Below are 17490 nucleotides of genomic sequence, written 5' to 3' on the forward strand. Positions count from 1 at the left end.
TGACCGAGCCCGTGCAACGCCGGGCACCGAATGAGAAGCACCGCTGGGCTCGCTGCGGAGCGCGCCACCCCATCAAGTTCGCGCTGCAGGCCAGCAAGAGCGAGGTCCGCGCAGCGGGGCCGTCACAGACGTCGAGGGGAAGCCCCTGCGGGCAGGGGGCCTTGTCGCAGGCCCTCAACTCGACGCCTGACGTCGCCGCTCTGCCTTCATGGCGCGCACGTCGACGGGGCGAATCTCTCGAATCCGGCAGATCTGGTGGTCGAAGCGCACCGTGTCGAACTTTCCGTACACCCGCGAACCCGTCGAAGTGAGCTGTATGGCTTGAGCGAAATCCAAGCCTTGGCAGGGTTGATCCAGCTCAAGCAGCCAGGCTTGATTGACGCCGGTGTAAACCGCCACGTGGGCTCCTCCAAGCGACACCCATTCACGCATCAGCCGAAGATGAAAGCTGGCGACGGGCTCCCCCGCGTGCGCGCTGTAGCGCGCGAGCGCGGCCTCTTCGCGCTCACGCGGGCTGGTTGAAGCGCACGCGGCCAGGGCAAGGCAAAGCGAACAGGACACAAGAAAGCGGAACATGGATAACCTCCTCTGCGGGCGAGCACGTGGCGCAAGGGGGAGCGCCTCAGTCCGATGTTGCACTTAGCGTGGCGCAAGGCCGGGGCAAACCGGAACAACGCCGCCTCGGAAGTGTTCAAGGCATTGGGTCCGCGTTCACCCTCGGCGCCGAGTGTCATGAAAGCCTGCGAGTCCGGCGCGTGCACCGCCTGCCGGTTCTCAGCCAACCTGAACACTCACGAGGTGAACTTTATGAATGCCGGAACGCGATGGAGACAAATGTGGCTTGGCGTGGCCGCTGCTTTGCTCGCATCTGCAGGTGCCTACGCAGGAACGGTGAGTGCGACAGCGAGGACCCTCGATCACTACGAGCGCTTCGCTGGCGATCCCGTCTCCAGCTTCTTTCTGAGGGACTTCCGCAACTGGGAACTGCTGGATCGTGAACACCTGCTCGTTCATGCGAATCCACGCGAGGCCTGGCTGATCAGCGTGCGTCCCCACTGCCGTGGGCTCAACGAAGCCTGGCGTGTCGATATCGGCGAAGCGGGCAGCCGAATCTACGCGAACTCGGGCATCGTGCGCTTCGACAGCGGCAGCTGCCGCATCGATACCATCCGCAAAGTCGACATGCGCCAAGCGCGCAACGGGCGTCCTGCTCCGGCGGGGGCAGGCTGATCTGCAAGGCTTGACGTCCTGTTGAACTGCCGCTTTAATAGCCCGCTCTGCGACGCTGGTGTGACGGCTTCGCGAGGCCAAGTAGCTCAGTTGGTAGAGCAGGGGATTGAAAATCCCCGTGTCGGCGGTTCGATTCCGTCCTTGGCCACCAATAACTCCACGCCCCGCCTAGGTTTTTCCTACGCGGGGCGTTCTGTTTCTGAACTTCCGTTTTCTCGTGTCACGTCCATGTCATGGCCGCGCGGGTGTCATTGCGCCGGCTGCGCGGGGCCAGCGACACGGCGGACTCAGACGCGCGCCCCACACTTCCTCACACGCTCCTCCGCGGATGCGTTCGGCAGCTGCAGCAGCTCCGCGCCTCCCACAGCAGGCCGCTTGCTGTTACCCGGTAACGATGGCAGTCTTCCCGTTACCCGGTAACAGGCGGATCAGGCGATGGCACAGACAGCGGCACAAAGGCAGCAGGCGTTCCGCCAGCGCAGGCTCACAGACGGCACCGACGTGCGCTTAGACGTGATGGTATCGGCCACCACGGCAGCAGCCTTGCAGCGACTGGCGAGGCATCAGGGACTAAGCCAGCGGGCGATGCTTGAACGGCTGCTAGCGGATGCAGAGCAAACGGTGATCGCGACGCTACCCGACCCAGCGGCATACCTTGACGTTACCGGGTAACGCGTCAGCCGCGCAAAAGAGAAAGCCCCGCGTCCCTGCAGGGCTCTCTGTGCAGTCGCCTCGGCGTAGCTTGCTGCGAACTCACCCGCCGCAGGGGTCGCGCTGGACTTCCGGGGAGGGACCAGCGCCAGGGCTTCCAAGGCGCGGCCAGTGTGCCGCCACGGTCGCGCGCTGACAGTCGGCAGACGGCTCGGCTTGGGGTAGGAGAACTCCTAGAGAGCCGCAAGCACCTAAATTGCCTCCTGCCAATGCAGCAACGCCTTAATCTCCGGGCTTGCGTACATGGAGGCCTTCAGGCCCGCGCAGATGCGATCGTATAGCTCTCTGGCCACGGGGCGGTGCGGAATCATCTTGTTCGACTCGACGGCCGCTACAAGATCCGCCAACGGCACGCGCCACGCACGTCGGTAAACAACGTAGGAAAGACGCTTAACAAATGGATGCTCGCCGCAGTCGATCAGGCACGCATCGTCGTGGGGCACGTCAGGGCGAACCGACGAAATGTTCACCATCAGGACCTCTTCTTGCTCGCCCAGAGGTTCAGTGAGCAAAACAAAAAGGTGCCTTTCCTTGGGGTTGTTCGGATCTGTCGCAGCGAGCACCGTAGCCCGCGGAAGCGGCAGGAACACGGTCAGAGAGCTGCCATGAATCGCTGCAGAGCGTTATCTTCACGGACGGATTCCGCGATAGCTCTGGCAACGCTTCTGGTGACGCCTTGCGCTTCCAGAACTTCGGTGGTCGTGATGGGCACGGAAGACCCCTTCGGGTCCAGCCACTCGTGACAGTTGTCGTGAGTGAAGTCCACCAACTCCTTGCCGGACATGTGCCCAAACTCCTCGAAGATTGCATCCAACTCTGCAATCTCAGCGTCGCAAAGCTTCTGCATCGCTTCCCTGTCAACCGAAAGATCCGCGCGAAGGCTTATAGCGTGCTCAGAAACGGGGTTGAGCCAACGTGACCATTCAGACACACGTGCCCCAGAGGCCTTGATCAGGTCGTACGTGGAGGAAACCACAGGGCCGTACTGCATAGAAACGAACCGGTCACCAGTGATCAGAGCTCCGTGTTTCCTCAAGTACGTGCGCTCGGCCAAGTACAGCATCTTTATCAGCTGCCACTTGTCCAAGCGGCCTCCTGCCTTGTTCAACAACCATGCGATAGCCTGAACAGCTTTTGCTTCGTTGAAAGGCATGAGGTGCTCCAGAAAACAATGCCAGCGGCGGCATCTCTTATATGTATCACAGCGGATGTCAACAGAGGTGAGCGGCAGACGACGAAACCCCGCCCCTATCCCCGGCCTCGCGCTCGGTCAATGGTGGGGCGGGTTCCGGCTGGCTTGCGACCGTCTGCCAGCGCGACGGCGGGGCCTCCGAAACCCCGCGGCAACCGGCGCCGAGGTGAGCGCCGGATGCTTGACCATCAAACGTTCGCGTAAATCCCCAAGCGGTGCCGGGCGTCGGCGGTCGCGTCTTCGACCCCAATCGAGTCCGCGAAGCCCTCGGGCCAGCGCATGACCCCGTGCGCTCGCTCGCCGATCTGTCGCGCCATTGCGGCCAAGCGGGGCGGCAGTGCCTCGGCCTCGACGGGAGCATCAGGGCAGGCATCGCCAGCGTTACGTCGATGCTGTGCGACCGTCTGCGCGGCAGCGTTCACTGCATCCATCGCGGCCCATGCCGAAGCAAGCGCGGCCTCCGCGGCGGCCACCGCGAGTGCAGCGCCACTGTAGGCTTGCGGCAACCCCTGCAACGCCTCACGACGGCGGGCGGTGCGGCGCAGCTGGCCCAGCAATTCAAGCTGGCCGGCCAACTGTTCGCGCTGGCGCCGCACATGCTCTGCGAGGGCTTCCACCTCCGCAGATCGACCAGCCGCAGCCTCGCGCAGCCGCTCGGGACCGCCAGGACGCAGCTGTCGCCACCGCTTTTCCAGCAGCTCGCCGAACGGCGCTACACGGCGCTGCAGGGCTTGCAGCTCAGCCTCGGCAAGCGGATTCCGCTGGTCTGCGGCCAAGCCTTCGGCCACCTCGGCCAGTACGGCGTCAATCTGTTGGGCGTCCATCAGCGTGCGCTCCGGTTGCGGTAATCCATCAGGTGCTTCATCGCGCAATAGGCGCCGTGCGCGGCATCGGACACGCGGCCTCCGCGCTGGCGGGCAATAGCTTCGCCCGCGATCCGGTAAGACTCCGAATCAGTGAAGGGCCGGGGGCCTTGGGCGGCGTCCTGCAACAGCAGCGGCACGCGGATGCGCTCGCCATCGCGCAGAACGTCGTTTTCCCCAAGCTCACGGGTCCGGCCTAGGGCGTCGATTGCGAAAACAGTATTCATCGGGTGAACCTCAAGTCAGGGAGCGGGGGCGGCCGTTTGCGTCGGCCAGCTTGTTCATGAACTCGCGGCGCTCGGCTTCGGAGCACAGCTCCAGCAGGTCAACCACAGCAACTGCGCGCTCCGCGATTGATCGGGCGGCTTCAAGGCTCGCCGCTAGGGCGCCGTCAACGTCGTGGGCCTGTAGCAGCTCCCGCAGGGCCTCCGATGCCGCGCGAGCCTCGGCGGTGTCTGCACTGCGAACGCGGGCGGCGAGCACCTCCAGAGCTTGCAGACGGTTTTGCAACGTGCGATTCATCGGGCAGCCTCAGCTCTGGCGTGCAGGGCCTCCAGCGGCTCGCCGGGCTTGCGTTCGATGAAGGCATGGCCGGGGCGGTTCACCACGCCCACGACTTCGCGGCTGGCGTCGATTACCTCGCGGGCAATCCGCAGCCCATGCACCACGCGGGCGGCCTCCAGTCGCTGCAGGCGGGTGCCTAGGGTTTGCTTGCTCACTTGCTGGCCTCCAAGGCTGCAATGCGCTGTTCCAACTCGGCCACTTCGATGATTCGGCAGACGGTGCCGATGCCATCCAGAAGCGCCTTGCCAACGTCCGCGGGCAGCTCGCCGGCAGCGATTGCGCCGACGATTGCGCGGGCCTGATCTGCGGGTGACGAAGCTTCGGCGAGCGCGGGAATCTCGACCGTGCGACTCTCGGGCTTGCGGGCCGGCGCCAGTCGCTCTAGGCAAAGCTTCAACGCCTGAACGTCGCCCTCTAGGGCTTTCTCCACCGCGCGCCGCGTGAGCCTTTCGGCCTCGCCCTGCAGCAGAGCCTCGACGGCTTTCGTCGCGCGTGTCCGTGTACCGGGCAGGCGGCCAGCGTTGCCGGGCGCAAACCGTCCGCGGGCGTCGCGGCCTTCCGCAATCGCGGCGGCTTCGCGGCCTTCGGTGTCGCCCTGACTTTCGGTGTCGTTCTGCGTCATATCTTTTCTGCACTTGCTTTCCTGCGGAGCGTCCCATGACACTGGCGTGACATGAAAGCCCCAAGCGGTGACAAAGCGAGACAGGGCAGGGATTGAAGCGTCGAGCCTCGGGGATACGCTATCCCCTACCCTACCTCCGGGCCTCACGCCGGAATGCTCAAGACGAACCAACCCAGCCATGCAGTGCCGACTGCCACGGCCGCAGTGGCGGCGACGATGAAGGCCAAGGCGAAGTTTTCGAGCGTGCAGAGTCGGCGCAGGGCCAGACGGGCGAGGCACACAGGGCGGATCATTGCTCCCCCCTCGCAGCCAGATAGGCCGCTGCGTCGGTTTCGTGGGTTTCGTCGGTTCCCGTAGAACTCACGACTCCCCCTGCTGCGTGGGTTTCGTGGGTTCCCGCGCACAGGGGTGTGGGGTTATATGCAGCGCACTTCCGGGCGCCGAGAACTGACGCGCCTGCGGCTGTCACTGCGAACACCTCGCGCTGATTCCGGCTCGGGCCCGTGTGATTCCTGCCCTCGATCCAGCCTTCCCGCTGGCATCGGGTGACAGCCGCCCAAAACCGTTCCTTGGAGTCTTTGCCGCTTCCGCGCAGGTGCTTGGGCAGGTCGGGAAAGGTCAGCAGCGCATGGCGGGTTGTAGCGGGGCCAGTGCGGCCAGTGCCCACGACTGCGCCCGATCGCTCTGCGTCTGCGATTGCGGCCAGCACCGCCATCGCGTCGGCAGCGTCGGATTCAGCCTGCGCCGCGCTCTGGTCGGCGCCAGCACCGGCAGGCATCAGCACGCCGGCATCGCTCCAGGTCAACCGCAGCGGGGCGCGCACGCGGCCGAAGTTTGCTTTTTCGTGCGCCACCTCCACGCCGCCATCCTCGCCAGCCATCGCAAGGCGCGAGCGCGCGGAATTGTTCCACGCGGTCGAGCCGCTATAGGCGTTTCCGTTTGCGCCGAACTTGGCCGCAGCCTTGTCCACATGCGCCAGCAACAGCAGTCCCGCGTCGCAATCCTTGGCGATCCGGGCGAGCGCGCGGACAAAGGCCCGAACCTGTCGCCTGTCGTTTTCGTTTCCGCCAAACGCATCGCTAGCGTTGTCGATAACGATCAAGTCATGACCGGGCGCAGCTTCGGCCACCGCGTGCATCGTTGGAGTCGGGCCAATCATCCGCACGCCATCATGTGCGAACTCGGACGCTAGGGCGGCGTCGGCCTCGCTGCCGTCCAGAACAGTGAGCCGCTGCGCTACCGTTCCGGGATTCAAGCCGAACGCTTCCACTATGCGGCGCAGGCGGTGCAGAACCACGTCGCCGGCGTCCTCCAGGCTCACGAAAAGGGCGCGGCCGGGGCTCACGTCCAAGTCGCCGAACGGTCGGCCCTGCGTGACGTGGGCGCATAGGGTCAGCGCCAGCAGCGACTTGCCGCTGCCGCCGTGGGCACCTAGCAAGGTCAGCACGCCGCGCGGTATCCAGTCCGCCACCACGAAACGGGGCGGGGCTAGGGTTGCGTCCATCATGCGGGCTACCTCGACAGGGCGAAGGGTTCCGGGCTCGATCTCAGGTTCCGGGTGCGGCGCGTCCGCAAACGTGGCGAGCCGCGCCAAGTCCGCCTCACGCTGTCGCTCGATTGCCTCGGCGTACGCGGCGGCGGTCATCGCACCAGCTCCAAAGCGGCCACGGCAGCGGTGCATCGCTCGCGCGCTTCGCGTAGCCGGGTGCTGTCGTGGGACTGCAAGGGCTCGCCGGCCTCGATCTGCAAGGCGGCCAGCTCGATCAATAGCCCTTCCGAAGACAGGACGCGGGCAGCTGCAAGCGTGCTCGCGTGCTGCATCGCTTGCCGTCGCTCCGCGCGCTGCATCGGCGACAAGTCGCGAACGGGCGTGGCGTACAGGTCGCGCAGCTCAAGGCCGATCGCGGCCAGCACGTCGCCGACATAGCAGCCAGCAAAGCAATGAATCAGGGCCTGCCCTTCCCTACCCTCGCCGAGACTCAGCGATGCGGTTTTGTCAGTGTGGGCAGGGCATCGAGCGGTCCAGCCGCTGCCAGTCTTGCGGACGCGATCAAGACGAGGCAGCACCAATTCCTGCAGCGGCGACAGCACATGCGTGGTCAAGCGGTAGCCGCTAGACTGTTCGCGCAGCCGCTGCCCTTGTGCCTGCATCTTCGGAGCCCGCGACGTGCCAGCGTCCGGGCTTCGCTCGTTTCGTGGGGTCATGTGCCACCTCGGGTGATCTGCCGCAGCGTCCCGACAAGGCGAGTCAGGCCCGGCAGCGCGCGGCTCAAGTCCTCGACGCCCCCCAGCGTCTCCAGGTCATGCGATGCCAGTGCCCGCGCCGCTTCGGTGATCTGCTGGCGCAATGCGGCGGGATCGGTTTGCGGCTCGCTGGCTACGCGATAGAGCCCGGCCAGCCGGTTCATATGCTGAACATTGCGGGCCACGGTGACGGCCAGCTGGTCGCGGGTGCGGGCCTCGGTCACTTGGCGGCCTCGCGCTGCGCCTCGATCCACGCGGCCACGTCCGAACGGCGGTAAAGGCGTCGGCCGCACAGCAGGACAGACGGCGGACCGATTCGCTGCCAGCGCCACCGCGCAAGCGTCCGCACGGTGACGTGAAGCTCCGCGGCCAGCTGCTCGCGGGTCAGGTAATCGGCCAGTAGGGGGGCGGCAGTTTCTTGCTCAAGCTTTTTCATCTTCGTCCTCCACAGCGCCAAGGTGTGCGCTTCGGGGACAAGCTTGTTTCCGAACACTTCGGAAGACCGAACGGCTCTCCGAATGTCAGCGCACGCGGGCTTTCCTCGGCTTACGGGGCTTGGCGTTGGGGTTGCTGATCTCCCGCGAAATTGTGTCGGCCTTTTCCTCGCAGCCGAGACGGTCGCGCACTTCCTGCGCCACAGCATCCTTCGTCCAGCGCGGATGGTCCGCCCACACTTCAAGCGCGACGCGTTGCCATTCAGCGTGGCGGGGCTTCGCCGCCCTCGCCTTGGACTCGGCCTGATTCACGCATCGCGTAACGCGCAACTCCACGGCCTTGAGCTGGCGGCCCTGCATCGTGAGCCAAGACAGGTGCAGCAGCTGCTGAAACACCTGCACCCTCTGGCGTAGCTCTGTCATCGGAAGCTCAGCGACGGCGACCAGCAGGCCGCGCAACTGAATCAATGCGACAGCCTCGCCGATCATGGGTTCAGACTCGCGGCCATCGGTTGCGGTGAACAGGCAATCGAGCAATCCGGCGCCGTCGCGCGCGAATAGATACTCGGCACGCCAACGGGCGGCCAGCTCCGGGAAGGCATCGTTCAAACGCTTGTCGATCTGCGGGGCCAGCCTCGCGGCGTGGGCTCGCATCCCGTTGGGGCCGGCCAGAATCAGGCGCTCGAAGGCAACAGCATCGGCGGCTTTCACTTGGCGCCCCCCCGGCGCCGCGCAGCGATCGGCGTCACGCTCGCGCTCTCCCCCTCCAGAATCTGCAGCAGCAGCAGCAGGGCGGCCCTCTTTTCGTCGCCGTATGAATGGCGGTCATAGTGTTTCGCCTGCACTCCGCCCAGCCCGTGGCTTTGTAGCTGTGCCCGGACTTCAAGTGACACGCCAGCAGCAGCTAGGCGAGTTTCCACGGTGCGGCGAAGGTCGCCCAAGGTGAACGGCTCCGAAGCCTCGCCGGCATCCTTCATCGCTGCCGCGATCCGGGCGACGCGAAGCCGGGCGACGTGATAGCCCGCGCCGGTCTTACCCTTGTTCGCGGTGAACAAGTGTGCGCCCTTGGCGTCATTAACCGGGCGCATCGCGCGCAAGGCGTCGGCGGCTCGATCCAGCAGCGGCACGATATGCGCGCGAGGCTTGGCGCGGCGGCCCTTGCTGTCCCTCAACGTGATGGTCTGTGCGTCGCGGTCCCAATCCGCCAGCGTCAGGCGGCCCATCTGTTCGACGCGCTGCGCCCCGGACAGCAGGTGCAGCCGGAGCATTGCGCCATAGGGTTCGGGCTCGGATTGCAGACGGCGCCAGTAGCAGCGCAATTCCTCCACCGACAAGGCGCGCTCGCGTGTGCCGGTTGGCGTCTCGGACGGCGGAAGATCGGCCACGGGATTGACGCGCAGGGCCATAGCGCGAAGGTCGGTAGCTGCCTTGGGATCGAGTCGCGCGCGAACTGCACGGGCGAAGGCTGCCCGCAGGTAGGCGCGCACCTTGGCGGCTTCGCGATCTTTGCCGGCAGCATGAAGCCGGGCCAGCACCTCGACTGCATGTTCCGGCTGGAAGTCAGCCGCAGCCAGTCCCCACACCTTGGGGAGCGCATCGCGGACGTGCAGCTGCAGGGCCTTGCGCACCTTGGCGGCGCTGGCCTTCCCCTGCGCCTCTAGGGCATCCGCGTACAGCCCCAGCAACTTGCCCACCGTCCCGCGCTCCGCCTCGGCTTCACGCTCCGCTGCGGCTGCGCGCTTTTCGGCCAGGGGATCGGCGCCTAGCAGAATCTCCGCGCGAAGCTCTCGCGCACGGCGTCGGGCAGCCTCGGGGCTCAGGTCGGGAAACGGCCCGATTGTCAGCCGGCGCTGTTTGCGATCGGCCGTGACATAGCTCAGGACGAAACTGCGCGCGCCCGCTGCAGTGATCCGCAGTCCGAAACCGGCGGGGGCGTCCTTGTGGCCATCCGTGACGATCTTCTGGCCTGATTCGGGCGCAGGCTCGCTGCGGCAGGTGCTGGCGGAAAGGGTCTTGGGCATGTCGGCGCGCTCCGGTCTTGGGCTAGTCCCCGTGTTCCGTGTCACGCCCATGTCATGGTGGGCAGGCGGTAATCGGGGCGCACACAGTTTCCCCTTGTGTCACAGCAAAGGCAATACTTGTCATATAAGACAGGCACTTAGACGCGTCTCTCGCACCGGAAATCAGGGGCTTAGAATCCTGCGAACGTGGATTGAAAATCCCCGTGTCGGCGGTTCGATTCCGTCCTTGGCCACCATCTTCAAAGCCCCGCTTCGGCGGGGCTTTTTTTGTTTGCGCTGAGCGAAGGCAAGGTGTCCGCAGCCCACCCGCACTGCCTTCGCCTCGCAACGCTCGTGAGCCTGCCGGCGGGCACATGGGTCGAGTCGCCGCTAACAGATTGTTGAATGACTCCGTTCCGGGGAGATTTTCAAGTCGGCGGTCCGGCGCAGGTCCGTACCGCCTCAGGACACATCCATCGCTTGCGCGCTTGCTTTGTCGTCCCGGCCATCCCTGGCCGGACTAACTTGCAAGCTGCTTTTCAACAGCCTGCCAGGGTTCGGCGCTGAACTCCGCGAAAGCCATCAATCACGCCACCGTCCAAGCTCGGCCAAGGCAGAACATGTGTTGCGCCGCAGCCGAGGCGCGCATCTCGACATGCGGAACAGGACTGAGTGCACGGCCGGCGTTCTCGGCCAAGCTCACGAAGGCGGACAGTCCCGGGGTTCGCGCGCGCATGACCGATCAGCGAGGGCTGCCGGCACGACAAAGCGATGAACGTTCAGGCACTTGACCCGCTCGGTGTTTCCCGCGGTGGAACATACGGGTCCATTCGGTGCCGCGCTGGGTACTTGACGCTCTCTCGCGCGCCCCACATTCGGCGCCTGCTGTCGGGTTTGTCCCGACGGTTCAACGGCTTGGCGCGTAAGCCACAATTGTCGCAGCGCAGCCAGAACGGCCGGCAGCAGAACATTGACAGCGTCTGAACGAGGTGCGAAAACTCGCGGCGGGCGGGGCCGGGCCATCGGGGGATGGCTTTTCCGCAGCTGTTGCGGACGGCATTCGCCCGATCACCGCGTCACCTTCGGGGCCAGTCGGCCCCATCACTCAAACGGGGAAAGTTCAGATGAAGATGAAACTCGCAGTGCTCTGCTCGATGATTGCTGCCTCGCTGCCGGCGACCGCCAACGAGCTGCGGCGCGCAGAGGCGCCCATCAGCGGGCAGTACATCGTGGTTCTCAAGGACTCGGCGTTCGAAGCCGAGCGCGGCGCCAAAGCTCCGGACGCAATGCGCCTGGCTGCGGAGCTGGCGGTGTCCCTGAAGCTCGATGTGGACCGCGTGTATGAGCACGCGCTCAAGGGCTTTGTGGTGAAGAACGCCAACCAGAAGCAGATCGAGCAGCTGCTCTGGGACGACCGCGTCGCGTTTGTCGAGGAAGACGGCATGGTCTATCTCGACGTCACCCAGACCGGTGCCACCTGGGGCTTGGATCGCATCGATCAGCGCAGCCGTCCGCTGAACGGTACGTACATCTACAACACCACCGCCACAAATGTGCGCGCCTACATCATCGACAGCGGCGTGCTGGCTTCGCACTCGCAGTTCGGCGGACGGGTCAGCGGCGGCGCCGGCTTCATCAACGATGGACGCGGCACCACCGACTGCAATGGCCACGGCACGCACGTGGCGGGCACGGTAGCGGGTTCGGTGCACGGCGTCGCCAAGGGTGCGCGCGTCATTCCCGTACGCGTGTTCGGGTGTACGGGCGGTAGCGCCAACTCCACGATCATCGCGGGCATCGACTGGGTGCGAGCGAATCACGTCAAGCCGGCGGTCGCCAACATGAGCCTCGGCGGCGGCATCTCGGCAGCCACCGACACCGCCACCAACAACCTGATCAATGCCGGTGTGACCGTGGTCGTGGCGGCTGGCAACAGCAATGCCAACGCCTGCAACTTCTCGCCGGCGCGGGTAGGCAACGCGATCACGGTCGGCTCGACCACAAGCACCGATGCGCGCTCCTCGTTCTCGAACTTCGGCACCTGCCTGGACGTCTTCGCGCCGGGTAGCAGCATCACCTCGGCCTGGTTCACCAGCAATACCGCGACGAACTCGATCAGCGGTACGTCGATGGCGTCCCCGCACGTGGCGGGCGCTGCGGCGCTTTACCTGGCGGGCGCTCCCTCGGCCACGCCGGCCACCGTCCGCAGCTTCATCTTCAACAACGCGACGCAGAACGTCGTCACGGGCGCCGGCACGGGCTCGCCCAACCGACTGCTGTTCGTGCAGTAACACCCTGTCGAATCTGACAGGCGCGAAGCGCTGCCGGCTGCTGCACAATTGACCCAACAGCCTTGTGGCTGTTGACGCAGCAACCGATGGGTAGTTTTTGTGGCCGCTCAGACCCAAGCACCGACGGTGTTCACGGCTCAGGAGCAAAGAAGCGCGTGGTGTGCTGCAGCCGCAGGCTCGGGTCGTCGAGGCCCTGCACTTCCAGCACAACATCGCGCTTGCCGCGAATGCCGCCTGCGGCCGCGCGAAGCGTAAAGGCGAGGTTGACCACCTCCTCCGGGCCCGCCGCGATCTCGAGTGGCGTCTCTGCCAGCTCGATATCCGGACCTTGCACGGTGACTCGGTAGCGTTGGGCGTGAGCCTGTTTGTTGATGAGCTTGAGGGTGTAGCCGTTCTCGATGCTGCCATCCCCAGCCACGCGATACAGGGCATTGCGATCGCGCAGCACATCGACGTTCAAGCTCTGCCGGTGGGTCACGCCCCACAGCCAGCCAGCGAAGATGCCCGACAGAAGCAGCCCGTAAAGGATCACGCGCGGCCGCAGCACGCGGGTGGGCTTGCTGTCGACGGCGTTCTGGGTGGTGTAGCGAATCAGGCCGCGTGGATAGCCGACCTTGTCCATCACCTCGTCGCAGGCGTCGATGCAGGCGCCGCAGGCGATGCACTCGTACTGCAGGCCGTTGCGGATATCGATGCCGGTCGGGCACACCTGCACGCAGATCGTGCAGTCGATGCAGTCTCCGAGATCCTCCGGCGAGTTCACCGTGGGCGCTGCACTGGTGTCGAGTTCATCAACCGCCAGCGCCGTCGTTGCTCGCGCCTGCACCTTGGATTCGCCGCGCATCGCTGCATGTGCCGCCGCGATCACCGCGGCCGTGGCTGCACGCACATCAAGCAGGCCACGCGCGCGCTCCAGCACGCTGGGCAGGCCGCGCTTGCGCGCGCCGCGCGGCTCCCCGCGCATGGGCTCGTAGCTGATGATCAGCGTGTTGCGGTCGAACATCGCACTCTGGAAGCGCGCATAGGGGCACATGTACTTGCAGACCTGCTCGCGCAGCACGCCGGCGTTGCCCCAGGTCGCCAACGAGTAGAACAGCACCCAGAAGGTCTCCCAGGCGCCCCACTGCAGGGAGAACAGGCGCGCGCCGAGATCGGTGATCGGGGTGAAGAAACCGACGAAGGTGAAGCCTGTCCACAGCGCGAAGATCAGCCAGAGCGCGTGCTTGCCCGCTTTGCGCATCGCCTTGTCGCGCGTCCAGGGTGAGGCGTCCAGCTTCATTCGCTTGGCGCGATCGCCTTCGAAGAAGCGCTCGATCCAGACGAACACTTCGGTCCACACGGTCTGCGGACAGGCATAGCCGCACCAGAGGCGCCCCGCGAGCGCGGTGAAGAAGAACAGCGACAGGCCCGCCAGGATTAGCAGCAGGGCAAGGAAGATAAAATCCTGCGGCCAGAAGCTCAGGCCGAACACGTAGAACTTCCGTGCCGGCAGATCGAACAGGACCGCCTGGCGATCGTCCCAGCGCAGCCAAGGGAAAACGTAGTAGATGCCGAGCAGCAGCCAGACCGCAGCGACGCGCAGCCGCGTATAGCGGCCGTGGGTCTCACGCGGATACACCTTGGCTTCGGAGGCGTAGAGGGCATTGCCACCCTCGGTGAGGACGGAGGGAATGTCTTTGGCCATGAGGTTTTCAGTCCTCCTTGGGCAGGGGACGATTGAAGCGGCTGGCGGGGCGCAGAAGGATCCAGGTGAACAGGCTGGAACTGGCGGTGCAGGCCCAGAACATGAAGAAGCCCAGCGTGTAGCCGAGTTCGCGCTGAAGCTCCCAGTCAGGAAAGGTCATGTCGCGCAGGGCGAGCGGATCGACGAAGGCAAAGAACACCATGGTCGCGACGCCAGCGGCGAAGAAGCTCGGCCACAGAATCGCCCCCAAGCGCTGGGCCAGCGGGCGAGGAGGATGATCGAACGGGTCTGGAGGGCTCATGCGCCGGTTCCGATCTGGAAGCAGAAGATGGAGTCGAGCATTCCACGTTCGGCTCGGGGCGCACCCCCGGTTCGATCAATTTCGGCGCAAAGAAGTCGCCAAAGACAAGGCCCGGGACGTGCCCGGGCCTCGCGTTGACCTCAAGCCCTGTTTCTTCAGCGCTCGCTGAGCTGCTGGCCTTGGCCCTGACTGAGCGAATAGACATAGGCGGCGACCAGACGGGCGCGATCGTTGCCGATGATCGGCCCATGCGGCGGCATCATGCCGTTGCGGCCCTTGACGATACCCTCGCGCAGCGTGGGGAGGTCACTGCCGTAGAGCCAGGCATCGTCCGTCAGGTTGGGCGCGCCCAGCATCTCGTTGCCCTTGCCTTCAACACCGTGGCAAGCCGCACAGACGCCCTCGAAGCGTGCTTTTCCCGCGGCGGCCAGCGCAGGGTCAACCTTCATGCCCGACAGGCTCTGCACGTACACGGCGGTCTCGGTGATCGCCTGGTCGGAGCCGAGCACGGCCCCGAAGGCGGGCATCGCCGCCTGACGGCCGTTCAGCACCGTGGTGAGGATGGCTTCAGGGCTGCCGCCCCAGTTCCACGCGGTATCGGTCAGGTTGGGAAATCCACGGCTGCCGCGCGCGTCCGAGCCGTGGCACATCGCGCAGTTGTTGGCGAACACCGACTGCCCCAGCGACAGCGCTTTCGGATCGTTGACCAGCTGCGGAATCGGCACATCGGCGAACTGCGCGAACAGCGGCGCAAGGCGCGCTTCGGACTCCGCCTTTTCGGCGTCGTGCTGACTGGCGCTGCTCCAGCCACTCACGCCGGCGAACGCACCGACGCCGGGGTAGTACACGAGGTAGCCGACCGTGAACACGATGGTGATGTAGAAGAGGTTGATCCACCACTTCGGCATCGGCTTGTTGTACTCGGTCAGATCACCGTCCCAGATGTGGCTGGTGTCTTCGGGCTTGGCGTCGCCGGGACGCTTGCGGCCGGTGTAGTAGATCAGCAGGACGCAGCCGACCAGGTTGATGATCACCAGGGCTGCGATGTACCAGGTCCAGAAGGCGCTCATGGTGCGTTCTCGCTTTTTCGTTGTGCGGTGCCGTGCGGGGCTGGGCCATCCTCCAGCGGCAGCCTGGCGGCGGCGTCGAACTCAGCCTTGCGCTTGCTGCTGTAAGCCCAGATCACGCCGACGATGAAGGTCACGAACAGAAAGGCCGTGAGCAGGCCGGAGAAGGTGCCCTGGCTCATGGCGCACCTGCCTGCTGCGCGACTGCAGCGCCAGGGCGCGGAGCCTGCTTGCCGAGACCCTGCAGGTAGGCGACGACGGCGTCGAGTTCGGTCTTGCCGGCAACGGCAGCCGTCGCGCCTTCGATCTCTTCGTCGCTGTAGGGGTCGCCGATGGTCTGCAGCGTACGCATGTGCTTGACCAGGCTTTCCGGATTGACCGCACGCTCGGCCAGCCACGGATAGGCCGGCATGTTCGACTCGGGCACGACGTCGCGCGGATTGATCAGGTGCACGCGATGCCAGTCATCGCTGTAGCGGCCGCCGACGCGGGCCAAGTCAGGCCCGGTGCGCTTGCTGCCCCACTGGAAGGGCCGGTCATAGACCGACTCACCTGCCAGCGAGTAATGGCCGTAACGCTCGGTCTCGAAGCGCAGCGTGCGGATCATCTGCGAATGGCAGTTGTAGCAGCCCTCGCGGATGTAGACATCGCGGCCGGCCAACTCCAAAGCGGGATACGGCTTGATCCCGGGCAGCGGCTGCACCGCTTCGGCTTGGAACATCAGCGGGACGATCTGCGACAGGCCGCCGAAGGAGATAGCGACCGCGATCAGGATGCCCATCAGGCCGATGTTCTTCTCGACTTTCTCGTGGAAGTTGTTGCTCATGTTCGGTCGACCTCAGGCGTGAGCCGGTTCGGCGGCGGGCGGCAGCACGGGGGCGTCTTCCACCTGCTTGGCGAGCTGGTAGGTCTTCCAGACGTTGTAGGCCATGACCAGCATGCCGCCGAGCACCAGCAGGCCTCCGAGCAGCCGGATCAGGTAGTACGGATAGGTCGCGACCAGGGACTCGACGAAGGTGTAAGTGAGCGTGCCGTCCTCGTTGGTGGCGCGCCACATCAGGCCCTGCATGACGCCAGCGATCCACATCGAAGCGATGTAGAACACCACGCCGATGGTGTGCACCCAGAAGTGGGTGTCGATCAACTTGACCGAGTACATCTCGGTGAGGCCGAGGAGCCGCGGCAGCAGCGCATACAGCGAGCCCACGGTGATCATCGCCACCCAGCCCAGCGCGCCGGAGTGCACGTGGCCGATCGTCCAGTCGGTGTAGTGGCTGAGCGAGTTGACCGTCTTGATCGACATCATCGGCCCCTCGAAGGTGCTCATGCCGTAGAACGACAGGGCGACGATGAGAAGCTTGATGATCGGGTCGGTGCGCAACTTATGCCAGGCGCCCGAGAGGGTCATGATGCCGTTGATCATGCCGCCCCAGGAGGGCGCCAGCAGCACCAGCGAGAACACCATGCCCAGGCTCTGCGCCCAATCGGGCAGCGCCGTGTACTGCAGATGGTGCGGGCCGGCCCACATGTAGATGGCGATCAGCGCCCAGAAGTGCACGATCGACAGCCGGTAGGAGAACACCGGGCGGCCGGCCTGCTTCGGAATGAAGTAGTACATCATTCCGAGGAAGGCGGCGGTCAGGAAGAAGCCGACCGCATTGTGGCCGTACCACCACTGGGTCATGGCATCGACCGAGCCCGACAGGATTCCGTAGGACTTCAGCCCAGTCGACGGCAGCGCCAGGTTGTTGCCGATGTGCAGCACGGCGATGGTGATGATGTAGGCGGCGAAAAACCAGTTGGCGACGTAGATGTGCTTGACCTTGCGCGTCGCGATCGTGCCGAAGAACACGATGCCGTAGGCCACCCAGATGACCGTGATCAGCCAGTCGATCGGCCACTCGAGCTCGGCGTATTCCTTGCCCTGGGTGATGCCCAGCGGCAGGGTGATGGCAGCGAGCACGATCACCAGCTGCCAGCCCCAGAAGGTGAAGGCCGCGAGCTTCTCGGCGAACAGGCGCACGTGGCAGGTGCGCTGCACGATGTAGTAGCTGGTCGCGAACAGCGCAGAACCGCCGAAGGCGAAGATCACCGCATTGGTGTGCAGCGGGCGCAGCCGCCCGTAGGACAGCCACTCGATGCCGGCCGTGAGATCCGGCCAGTAGAGCTGGGCGGCGATTATCACCCCCACCAGCATGCCCACGATGCCCCAGAGCACGGTCACCACCGCGAACTGGCGCACCACCTTGTCGTTGTAGTACGCGGATCTGTCTATCGCCATCGCCAT

23 protein-coding genes and 1 tRNA gene are annotated in these 17490 nt (G+C 65.2%); 3 read left to right on the plus strand and 21 right to left on the minus strand.

Features of this window, described 5'->3' with window-relative positions; genetic code table 11:
* Positions 1 to 174: 174 nt before the first annotated feature.
* A complete protein-coding gene (locus H4O13_09735) occupies positions 175 to 576 on the minus strand; it encodes a hypothetical protein (protein ID MBE5315671.1) in 402 nt (133 codons plus the stop codon).
* Between the two features lie 156 nt (positions 577 to 732).
* On the opposite strand from H4O13_09735, the gene H4O13_09740 reads away from it, so the two are divergent.
* Both H4O13_09740 and H4O13_09745 read left to right on the plus strand, forming a co-directional pair.
* Positions 733 to 1230 carry a hypothetical protein gene (locus H4O13_09740; GenBank protein MBE5315672.1) on the plus strand — a complete coding sequence of 166 codons (498 nt, stop codon included), beginning with the start codon at positions 733 to 735 and terminating at the stop codon, positions 1228 to 1230.
* 75 nt (positions 1231 to 1305) lie between these two features.
* A tRNA-Phe gene (locus H4O13_09745) sits at positions 1306 to 1381 on the plus strand.
* Positions 1382 to 2132: 751 nt separating this feature from the next.
* Here the strand turns inward: H4O13_09745 and H4O13_09750 are convergent.
* The 14 genes from H4O13_09750 to H4O13_09815 form a co-directional block, all read right to left on the minus strand.
* The gene (locus tag H4O13_09750) at positions 2133 to 2531 is read right to left on the minus strand and encodes a hypothetical protein (protein MBE5315673.1); all 399 of its coding nucleotides are present in this window, start codon (positions 2529 to 2531) and stop codon (positions 2133 to 2135) included.
* Positions 2532 to 2533: 2 nt separating this feature from the next.
* The gene (locus H4O13_09755; GenBank protein MBE5315674.1) at positions 2534 to 3094 is read right to left on the minus strand and encodes a SocA family protein; all 561 of its coding nucleotides are present in this window, start codon (positions 3092 to 3094) and stop codon (positions 2534 to 2536) included.
* Between the two features lie 227 nt (positions 3095 to 3321).
* Positions 3322 to 3957: a hypothetical protein gene (locus tag H4O13_09760; GenBank protein ID MBE5315675.1), complete on the minus strand. Its 636-nt coding sequence runs from the start codon at positions 3955 to 3957 to the stop codon at positions 3322 to 3324.
* Positions 3957 to 4223, minus strand: coding sequence for a hypothetical protein (locus tag H4O13_09765; GenBank protein ID MBE5315676.1), 267 nt, complete (start codon positions 4221 to 4223; stop codon positions 3957 to 3959). The genes H4O13_09760 and H4O13_09765 overlap by 1 nt, the downstream gene beginning before the upstream one ends.
* Positions 4224 to 4233: 10 nt before the next feature.
* Positions 4234 to 4518 (minus strand): hypothetical protein, encoded by a 285-nt coding sequence (locus H4O13_09770; protein MBE5315677.1) that lies wholly within the window; start codon positions 4516 to 4518, stop codon positions 4234 to 4236.
* Positions 4515 to 4715 (minus strand): hypothetical protein, encoded by a 201-nt coding sequence (locus H4O13_09775; GenBank protein MBE5315678.1) that lies wholly within the window; start codon positions 4713 to 4715, stop codon positions 4515 to 4517. The genes H4O13_09770 and H4O13_09775 overlap by 4 nt, the downstream gene beginning before the upstream one ends.
* Positions 4712 to 5182, minus strand: coding sequence for a hypothetical protein (locus tag H4O13_09780; protein MBE5315679.1), 471 nt, complete (start codon positions 5180 to 5182; stop codon positions 4712 to 4714). Before H4O13_09780 ends, H4O13_09775 begins: the two co-directional genes overlap by 4 nt.
* 143 nt (positions 5183 to 5325) lie before the next feature.
* The gene (locus H4O13_09785) at positions 5326 to 5475 is read right to left on the minus strand and encodes a hypothetical protein (GenBank protein ID MBE5315680.1); all 150 of its coding nucleotides are present in this window, start codon (positions 5473 to 5475) and stop codon (positions 5326 to 5328) included.
* Entirely contained in the window at positions 5472 to 6827 is a 1356-nt protein-coding gene (locus H4O13_09790; GenBank protein MBE5315681.1) for an AAA family ATPase, read from the minus strand. The genes H4O13_09785 and H4O13_09790 overlap by 4 nt, the downstream gene beginning before the upstream one ends.
* Positions 6824 to 7285, minus strand: coding sequence for a DNA primase (locus H4O13_09795; GenBank protein ID MBE5315682.1), 462 nt, complete (start codon positions 7283 to 7285; stop codon positions 6824 to 6826). Before H4O13_09795 ends, H4O13_09790 begins: the two co-directional genes overlap by 4 nt.
* 98 nt (positions 7286 to 7383) lie before the next feature.
* Positions 7384 to 7650 carry a hypothetical protein gene (locus H4O13_09800; protein MBE5315683.1) on the minus strand — a complete coding sequence of 89 codons (267 nt, stop codon included), beginning with the start codon at positions 7648 to 7650 and terminating at the stop codon, positions 7384 to 7386.
* Complete coding sequence (locus H4O13_09805) at positions 7647 to 7862, minus strand: helix-turn-helix domain-containing protein (GenBank protein ID MBE5315684.1); 216 nt, start codon at positions 7860 to 7862, stop codon at positions 7647 to 7649. The genes H4O13_09800 and H4O13_09805 overlap by 4 nt, the downstream gene beginning before the upstream one ends.
* 85 nt (positions 7863 to 7947) lie before the next feature.
* A complete protein-coding gene (locus tag H4O13_09810; GenBank protein ID MBE5315685.1) occupies positions 7948 to 8571 on the minus strand; it encodes a hypothetical protein in 624 nt (207 codons plus the stop codon).
* On the minus strand, positions 8568 to 9881 hold the full coding sequence (locus H4O13_09815) for an integrase family protein (protein ID MBE5315686.1): 1314 nt from the start codon (positions 9879 to 9881) through the stop codon (positions 8568 to 8570). Before H4O13_09815 ends, H4O13_09810 begins: the two co-directional genes overlap by 4 nt.
* A gap of 1103 nt (positions 9882 to 10984) precedes the next feature.
* On the opposite strand from H4O13_09815, the gene H4O13_09820 reads away from it, so the two are divergent.
* On the plus strand, positions 10985 to 12151 hold the full coding sequence (locus H4O13_09820; protein MBE5315687.1) for a S8 family peptidase: 1167 nt from the start codon (positions 10985 to 10987) through the stop codon (positions 12149 to 12151).
* A gap of 130 nt (positions 12152 to 12281) precedes the next feature.
* Here the strand turns inward: H4O13_09820 and H4O13_09825 are convergent, their stop codons facing one another.
* The 6 genes from H4O13_09825 to ccoN form a co-directional block, all read right to left on the minus strand.
* Entirely contained in the window at positions 12282 to 13835 is a 1554-nt protein-coding gene (locus H4O13_09825; GenBank protein ID MBE5315688.1) for a 4Fe-4S binding protein, read from the minus strand.
* 7 nt (positions 13836 to 13842) lie between these two features.
* Positions 13843 to 14136 carry a hypothetical protein gene (locus H4O13_09830; protein ID MBE5315689.1) on the minus strand — a complete coding sequence of 98 codons (294 nt, stop codon included), beginning with the start codon at positions 14134 to 14136 and terminating at the stop codon, positions 13843 to 13845.
* Between the two features lie 155 nt (positions 14137 to 14291).
* Positions 14292 to 15206 (minus strand): cytochrome-c oxidase, cbb3-type subunit III, encoded by a 915-nt coding sequence (gene ccoP, locus H4O13_09835; protein ID MBE5315690.1) that lies wholly within the window; start codon positions 15204 to 15206, stop codon positions 14292 to 14294.
* Positions 15203 to 15385 carry a cbb3-type cytochrome c oxidase subunit 3 gene (locus H4O13_09840; GenBank protein ID MBE5315691.1) on the minus strand — a complete coding sequence of 61 codons (183 nt, stop codon included), beginning with the start codon at positions 15383 to 15385 and terminating at the stop codon, positions 15203 to 15205. Before H4O13_09840 ends, ccoP begins: the two co-directional genes overlap by 4 nt.
* The gene (ccoO, locus tag H4O13_09845) at positions 15382 to 16029 is read right to left on the minus strand and encodes a cytochrome-c oxidase, cbb3-type subunit II (GenBank protein ID MBE5315692.1); all 648 of its coding nucleotides are present in this window, start codon (positions 16027 to 16029) and stop codon (positions 15382 to 15384) included. The genes H4O13_09840 and ccoO overlap by 4 nt, the downstream gene beginning before the upstream one ends.
* A 12-nt stretch (positions 16030 to 16041) precedes the next feature.
* Entirely contained in the window at positions 16042 to 17484 is a 1443-nt protein-coding gene (gene ccoN, locus H4O13_09850; protein ID MBE5315693.1) for a cytochrome-c oxidase, cbb3-type subunit I, read from the minus strand.
* Positions 17485 to 17490: the final 6 nt, after the last annotated feature.

It is taken from the genome of Lysobacterales bacterium (assembly GCA_014946745.1).
Classification (GTDB): Bacteria; Pseudomonadota; Gammaproteobacteria; order Xanthomonadales; family Xanthomonadaceae; genus Aquimonas.

Coding starts and splice junctions, on each gene's coding strand:
- H4O13_09840 (MBE5315691.1), bottom strand. CDS start 15,385: ATGAGCCAGGGCACCTTCTCCGGCCTGCTCACGGCCTTTCTGTTCGTG.
- ccoP (MBE5315690.1), bottom strand. CDS start 15,206: ATGAGCGCCTTCTGGACCTGGTACATCGCAGCCCTGGTGATCATCAAC.
- H4O13_09735 (MBE5315671.1), bottom strand. CDS start 576: ATGTTCCGCTTTCTTGTGTCCTGTTCGCTTTGCCTTGCCCTGGCCGCG.
- H4O13_09785 (MBE5315680.1), bottom strand. CDS start 5,475: ATGATCCGCCCTGTGTGCCTCGCCCGTCTGGCCCTGCGCCGACTCTGC.
- H4O13_09820 (MBE5315687.1), top strand. CDS start 10,985: ATGAAGATGAAACTCGCAGTGCTCTGCTCGATGATTGCTGCCTCGCTG.
- ccoO (MBE5315692.1), bottom strand. CDS start 16,029: ATGAGCAACAACTTCCACGAGAAAGTCGAGAAGAACATCGGCCTGATG.
- H4O13_09765 (MBE5315676.1), bottom strand. CDS start 4,223: ATGAATACTGTTTTCGCAATCGACGCCCTAGGCCGGACCCGTGAGCTT.
- H4O13_09755 (MBE5315674.1), bottom strand. CDS start 3,094: ATGCCTTTCAACGAAGCAAAAGCTGTTCAGGCTATCGCATGGTTGTTG.
- H4O13_09780 (MBE5315679.1), bottom strand. CDS start 5,182: ATGACGCAGAACGACACCGAAAGTCAGGGCGACACCGAAGGCCGCGAA.
- H4O13_09805 (MBE5315684.1), bottom strand. CDS start 7,862: ATGAAAAAGCTTGAGCAAGAAACTGCCGCCCCCCTACTGGCCGATTAC.
- H4O13_09815 (MBE5315686.1), bottom strand. CDS start 9,881: ATGCCCAAGACCCTTTCCGCCAGCACCTGCCGCAGCGAGCCTGCGCCC.
- H4O13_09825 (MBE5315688.1), bottom strand. CDS start 13,835: ATGGCCAAAGACATTCCCTCCGTCCTCACCGAGGGTGGCAATGCCCTC.
- H4O13_09760 (MBE5315675.1), bottom strand. CDS start 3,957: ATGGACGCCCAACAGATTGACGCCGTACTGGCCGAGGTGGCCGAAGGC.
- ccoN (MBE5315693.1), bottom strand. CDS start 17,484: ATGGCGATAGACAGATCCGCGTACTACAACGACAAGGTGGTGCGCCAG.
- H4O13_09790 (MBE5315681.1), bottom strand. CDS start 6,827: ATGACCGCCGCCGCGTACGCCGAGGCAATCGAGCGACAGCGTGAGGCG.
- H4O13_09830 (MBE5315689.1), bottom strand. CDS start 14,136: ATGAGCCCTCCAGACCCGTTCGATCATCCTCCTCGCCCGCTGGCCCAG.
- H4O13_09770 (MBE5315677.1), bottom strand. CDS start 4,518: ATGAATCGCACGTTGCAAAACCGTCTGCAAGCTCTGGAGGTGCTCGCC.
- H4O13_09740 (MBE5315672.1), top strand. CDS start 733: ATGAAAGCCTGCGAGTCCGGCGCGTGCACCGCCTGCCGGTTCTCAGCC.